Annotated in this window: 4 protein-coding genes; 3 read left to right on the top strand and 1 reads right to left on the bottom strand. The window is 62.9% G+C overall.

Annotated elements, in window-relative coordinates; genetic code table 11:
* Window positions 1–140 precede the first annotated feature (140 nt).
* Together ACH49N_RS38815 and ACH49N_RS38810 are read left to right on the top strand one after the other, a co-directional pair.
* Window positions 141–1613, top strand: a complete 1473-nt coding sequence (locus tag ACH49N_RS38815; protein ID WP_358278797.1) for an AMP-binding protein — start codon at window positions 141–143, stop codon at window positions 1611–1613.
* A 37-nt stretch (window positions 1614–1650) separates the two neighbouring features.
* Window positions 1651–2640, top strand: a complete 990-nt coding sequence (locus ACH49N_RS38810) for an LLM class flavin-dependent oxidoreductase (RefSeq protein ID WP_358278800.1) — start codon at window positions 1651–1653, stop codon at window positions 2638–2640.
* A gap of 118 nt (window positions 2641–2758) precedes the next feature.
* On the opposite strand, the gene ACH49N_RS38805 is transcribed toward ACH49N_RS38810, so the two are convergent.
* Window positions 2759–4780 (bottom strand): NADPH-dependent 2,4-dienoyl-CoA reductase, encoded by a 2022-nt coding sequence (locus tag ACH49N_RS38805; protein ID WP_250778049.1) that lies wholly within the window; start codon window positions 4778–4780, stop codon window positions 2759–2761.
* Window positions 4781–4924: 144 nt separating this feature from the next.
* Here ACH49N_RS38805 and ACH49N_RS38800 point away from each other — a divergent pair, with 144 nt between their 5' ends.
* The gene (locus tag ACH49N_RS38800; RefSeq protein ID WP_317768978.1) at window positions 4925–5470 is read left to right on the top strand and encodes a PadR family transcriptional regulator; all 546 of its coding nucleotides are present in this window, start codon (window positions 4925–4927) and stop codon (window positions 5468–5470) included.
* Window positions 5471–5639 lie beyond the last annotated feature (169 nt).

Here is a 5639-nt window from a genome sequence, read left to right as displayed (position 1 = left end):
TACCCCAACCACGCCAACCTCTGGACCCTGCAATTCTCCGCCATCAACGCGATCGCCGCCCGCGACGGCGCGTAATAACACAAACACCACACCCCCACGCCCATCGACTTCCCACCGCGCCCCGACCCGATAGGTACGCCATGCATTTCGCTTCCCTGCCCGACCACCGCGCCGATCTGGACCCGCACGGGCCGGCGATCTCCGACGGGCGGCAGTCGCTCACCAACGCCGAGCTGCTCATTCGCGTACGGGCGGCTGCACATCACCTGCACGACCTCGGGATCGGTGCCGGCGATGTCGTCGCCGTGAAACTGACCAACCGCCTCGAGTTCGTAGTGCTCCTCTTCGCGGCCTGGCGGATCGGCGCCACCGTCACACCGGTCAATCCCAGCATGACCGACATCGAAGTCGAACGCCAACTACGCGATTCCCACGCGCGCCTGCTGGTCATCGAGGACGGCTCGACCACACCGGACACCCCGACTCTCGCCGCCGAAGCCCTCTACACCGACCCTGCGGGGTTCGATCCAGCACCGATCCTGGACCCGACCGCCCTGTCGCTACTCGTCTACACCAGCGGCACGACCGGCACACCCAAGGGCGTCATGCTCGACCACAGCAACATCGAGGCCATGGCCGAAATGATGGGCGTGGCACTGGCGCTGGAGCCAACGGACCGTTCCCTGCTGATCCTGCCGCTCTTTCACGTCAACGGCATCATTGTCAGCATCCTCTCCCCATTGCTCGCTGGCGGCAGCGCCGTCATCGTCGGCCGGTTCGACCCCAAAACCTTCTTCGACCTCGTCGAACGTGAACGCCCCACCTACTTCAGCGCGGTACCCACGATCTACAACATGCTCGCCGCGCTCCCCCCGGAACTCGTCCCCGACACCTCGTCGTTGCGATTCGGGGCCTGCGGAGCCGCACCCGCCTCAGACGTATTGCTGACCCGGTTCGAAACCCGCTACGGATTCCCGCTCATCGAGGGCTACGGACTCTCCGAAGGTACCTGTGTCTCCACCTGCAATCCTGTCCACGGTCCCCGCCGCGCCGGCAGCGTAGGACTCCCCCTCATAGGCCAGGAAATTCGCATCGTCGACGACAACGGCACCGAACTCGCCACCGGCCAGGACGGTGAGGTCATCGTCCGCGGCCCCAACATCATGCGCGGCTACCTCGGCCGCCCCGAAGAAACAGCACGCACCCTCGTCGACGGCTGGCTCCACACCGGCGACGTCGGCCACTTCGACCCCGACGGCTACCTCGTTCTCGTCGGCCGGTCGAAGGACATGATCATCCGCGGCGGAGAGAACATCTACCCCAAAGAAATCGAAGATGTCCTGACCACAGATCCCTCGGTCCTCGAAGCCGCCGTTATCGGTGTCCCCGACGAGAAATGGGGCGAGATCGTCGTCGCCTACGTCCAACCGCGACCAGGTGCCACCATCGACACCACAGCACTGACCACACTCTGCGAACAACATCTCACCGGCTACAAACGACCCACTGCCTACATCATCAAAGCCATCCCCAAAAACGCCGTCGGCAAAATCGACAAACCCACCCTACGAAACACGCACGCCGAAGTCAGCACAGCCCACAGTGGTAGTTGACGGAGCGTCGCCACCAACATTGTGAGGAGCCCGATCGATGAAGCTAGCTCTCTACCTTCCGAACTTCCGCGACCACGTGACGCTGCAAGAGCTCGAAGACCTCACCGCCCTCGCCGAGGACCTCGACTTCGATTCGGTGTGGACGCTCGACCGAATTGTCGTCCCCGAAACCTCCGACCGGGCGGAGCTTCAATACCCGTTCGGCATGATGACCGACCTGCCCGATAGCGTGCCGGTCATCTCGCGAGGCAAGTGGTTTCAAGGAATGACTCTGATCCCATGGCTGGCCGCGAAGACCCGGAAGGTGCGGATCGGCATGAGCATCATCGACACCCCGTACCGTTCCCCCGGTGTCCTCGCCGCAGAACTCGCCACCCAGGACCACCTGTCGAATGGCAGGCTCAACGTCGGGGTCGGGGCGGGCTGGATGCCCGAGGAGTTCGCGGCCGCCAGCGTCCCGCACCTGTTTCCCCGCCGACACGGGCACGTGCGCGAGACGATCGAAATCATGCAGGGCATCTGGTCCAACGAGTTGTTCGAGTACCACGGCGAATTCGCCGACTTCCCGCTATCAGGATTCGGTCACAAGCCGATCCAGAAACCTGGCCCGCCGATCTACTTCTCAGGTCTCAAGGATCCGAAGCGCTCGGCAAAGCGGATCGCGAAGTACGGTCTACAGGGATGGATCGGTATCCAGGACTCACCCGAAGACATCAAGCGTTGGAAGGGTGAGATGAAGCGCGAGTTGGACTTACTCGGCCGGGACTTCCCTGACGGCTTCGACATGTGCAGCATGATCTGGTTCGTCATCACCGATGAGCCGGTCGATCAAAGCCCGGCGGGCAAGGCCACGAACTTGCTTGCGGGTACGGCTCAACAAATCGAGGATCGGCTCAAGAGCTACAAGGAGGCCGGCCTCACAATGCCGCTTCTGTGGCCACCGTTCAGGGACGTGCCGACCTCGAAGACCATGGACGACCTCAAACGTCTGACCGAGGAGATCATGCCCAAGGTGAAAGCGAGCTGAGCTGTGGATCGTTGAGTGGTGCACCGCTGAACCGGAGACCCTGCAACGACCAACCGGAGGAGCGGTTCGCCGACCAGACGGACCGCTCCTCCCTCATTCGGTGAGGAGCCGCCGGCGATCAGATGCTGGCGGCCAATTCCGCGCCCTCCCGAATGGCGCGTTTGGCGTCCAGTTCCGCAGCGACCGACGCTCCCCCGATGAGGTGTGTCGGTATCCCGCGGATCAGCAACTCGTCGTAGATGTCACGCTCGGGCAATTGTCCGGCACACACGATGACCGTGTCCACCTCCAGCGTGGTGGCGCGACCATTCACGGTGATGTGCAGACCGGCGTCGTCGACGGCCTCGTAAGTAACCCCCGACATCATCTCGACTCCGCGAGACGCAACGTGTGCCCGGTGGATCCAGCCAGTGGTCAACCCGAGGCCCGCACCCACCTTGTCGGTCTTCCGCTGAAGCAAATAGACCCTGCGTGCGGCTCCCCGTTTCACCGGTGCCCGCACTCCGCCCGGAACATCCGGATCGACGTCCACTCCCCAGTGCTGGAAGAAGTCGTCGCGTGCGTCGGTATCGGACGATTCCTCGTTGGTAACGAACGCGGCGATATCGAAACCGATGCCGCCGGCACCGACGATGGCGACTCGGTCACCGACCGGTGCCCTTCCGCGAAGAACATCGACATAGCTGACCACCGACGGATGCGACGATCCGGCGATCGAGATGTCGCGTGGCTTTACTCCCGTCGCGAGGACGATTTCGTCGAAATTCTCGGACACTAACAGTTCGGCATCAGCCTGTGTCTTCAGCCGGACCGAGACACCCGCTTCCTCGAGTTCACCCTCGTAATATCTGATCGTCTCCCGGTACTCCGACTTACCCGGGATACGCCAGGCCAGATCGAACTGCCCGCCGAGCGTGGGACGACTTTCGAACAGGGTCACCTCGTGGCCCCGCCGGGCAGCGAAAGCGCTGAATGCCATCCCCGCAGGCCCGGCCCCCACCACGCCGACGCGTTTGCCAACCTTCGGCGGGGTGACCAGCAGCGTGAGCTCGTGACCTGCACGGGGATTTACCAGGCAGGTCGTCGTCTTTTCGGCCAACGTATGATCGATGCACGCCTGATTGCAGGCGATGCAGGTGTTGATGCGGTGTGCCCTCCCGGTGCGCGCCTTGTTCACGAAGTCCGGGTCAGCCAGCAGCGGACGCGCCATCGATACCAGGTCCGCAGAACCGCTGGCCAAGATGGCCTCCGCGAGTTCGGGAGTGTTGATCCGGTTGCTCGCGACGACCGGAACAGTCACAGCCGCGCGAATCTTCGCCGAGTAGTCTCGGAACGCTCCCGCAGGCACCGGTGACGCGATCGTCGGGATACTCGATTCGTGCCAACCGACGCCGGTGCTCAGAATCGACACCCCGGCCTGCTCGAGTCGCCGCGCCAGTTCGATCGTTTCGGTGAAGGTGGAACCGTCCGGAACCAAATCGGTGACGGAAATCCGGAATGAGATCAGAAAGTCTTCGCCGACCGATCGGCGGGTGCGGCGCACGATCTCGAGGGCGAACCTTGCCCTGTTGTCGAAGTCCCCGCCCCATTCGTCGAGGCGGTGATTGGTACGGGGCGCGAGGAATTCGTTGATCAGATAGCCCTCGGATCCCATGATCTCGACACCGTCGTAACCCGCGTTCTGCGCCAGCACAGCCGCCGCTGCGAAGTCGTCGATGGTCTCTTCGATCTCGACCGGGTCCATCTCGCGCGGAACGAAACGATTGATCGGCGCTCGCACGGAACTCGGCGCCACGAGATCGGGATGCTTGGCATAGCGACCGAAATGCAGTAGCTGCAATATGATTCGACTGCCCGCGTCGTGCACCGACCGTGTCACCAGCTGGTGCCGCCGTACGTCGTCGGTGGTGGACATGGTCGCGCCCACCTCGAACGGCCTGCCGGCATGGTTCGGAGACACGCCGCCGGTGACGATGAGCCCGACACCGCCCCGTGCACGCTCGGCGTAGAACTCCGCCATCGTCTCGAATCCGCCTTCGACTTCTTCCAAGCCCAGGTGCATCGAACCCATCACTACCCGATTCGGCAGGGTCGACGGCCCCACCTGCAGCGGTTCGAACAGTCTGCGGAAGGCGGTCATCTATCTCGTCCTTTGCTAGCGGCTATGTGCTGTCTCGCTGCGAAGACTAGCTTTTGTGCAACTTGTTGCACAAGTGGTGTGAGGCCGCATGAGTAAAGTTGGCAGCGCCATACGTCACACGAAAATCAACGGAGGTCGCAATCGATGTCGCTGAGGTGCGCGATCCTGACGGCGCTCGTGGAGCGCCCTGCCACGGGCAAGGAGCTGACGCGACGCTTCGACTCGTCCATCGGCTACTTCTGGCATGCGACCCACCAGCAGATTTATCGTGAACTCGGCAACATGACCGGTGACGGTCTCATCCAGCCGCATGCGAGCCAGGTCAAAGGCAGGGGCGCACCTCGCACATACGAGATCACCGAAACAGGCGTGCGATATCTACGAGAATGGGTGGACACCAGGCAAGAGCCGGTGCCCCTCAGAGATCCGCTCCTCGTGCGCATGCGCGCCGCCGCCGTTCTGGGCGACGTCGACCTGACGGACGACATCCACCAGCATTTGGACTATCACCGGTCCCTTCTCCAGACGTACCGCGATATAGAGGATCGGGACTTCAAAGGTCCCTTGACGTCTCGCCGACAACGACTCCAGCACCTGATCCTGCAGGCAGGCATCGACAGTGAACTGTCCTGGACCGAATGGTGCACGAAGGCGGCGAAGCAATGGGCGGCCGATCGGGCCGAGGGGTAGCAGCGTACGTCCTGATCGACGCCGCGGATCGGTTGCCCGCTTCTGCACTGATGTTGGCGCACCGGTACCACTAGAGGGCGCGCTCGTTCTATCGGTGCCCGCTCGCCGGTTCCTAGGTTGGCAGTGTCCGACACACAACCCGGCGTGAAGAGGAAAAGCACATGAATCG

This window comes from Rhodococcus sp. NPDC019647 (assembly GCF_044389235.1).
Classification (GTDB): domain Bacteria; phylum Actinomycetota; class Actinomycetes; order Mycobacteriales; family Mycobacteriaceae; genus Rhodococcus_F; species Rhodococcus_F oxybenzonivorans.
The sequence above is the reverse complement of the archived record's forward strand: the minus strand, read 5'-3'. Positions and strand labels throughout refer to the sequence as shown.

Coding starts and splice junctions, on each gene's coding strand:
- ACH49N_RS38805 (WP_250778049.1), bottom strand. CDS start 4,780: ATGACCGCCTTCCGCAGACTGTTCGAACCGCTGCAGGTGGGGCCGTCG.
- ACH49N_RS38810 (WP_358278800.1), top strand. CDS start 1,651: ATGAAGCTAGCTCTCTACCTTCCGAACTTCCGCGACCACGTGACGCTG.
- ACH49N_RS38815 (WP_358278797.1), top strand. CDS start 141: ATGCATTTCGCTTCCCTGCCCGACCACCGCGCCGATCTGGACCCGCAC.
- ACH49N_RS38800 (WP_317768978.1), top strand. CDS start 4,925: ATGTCGCTGAGGTGCGCGATCCTGACGGCGCTCGTGGAGCGCCCTGCC.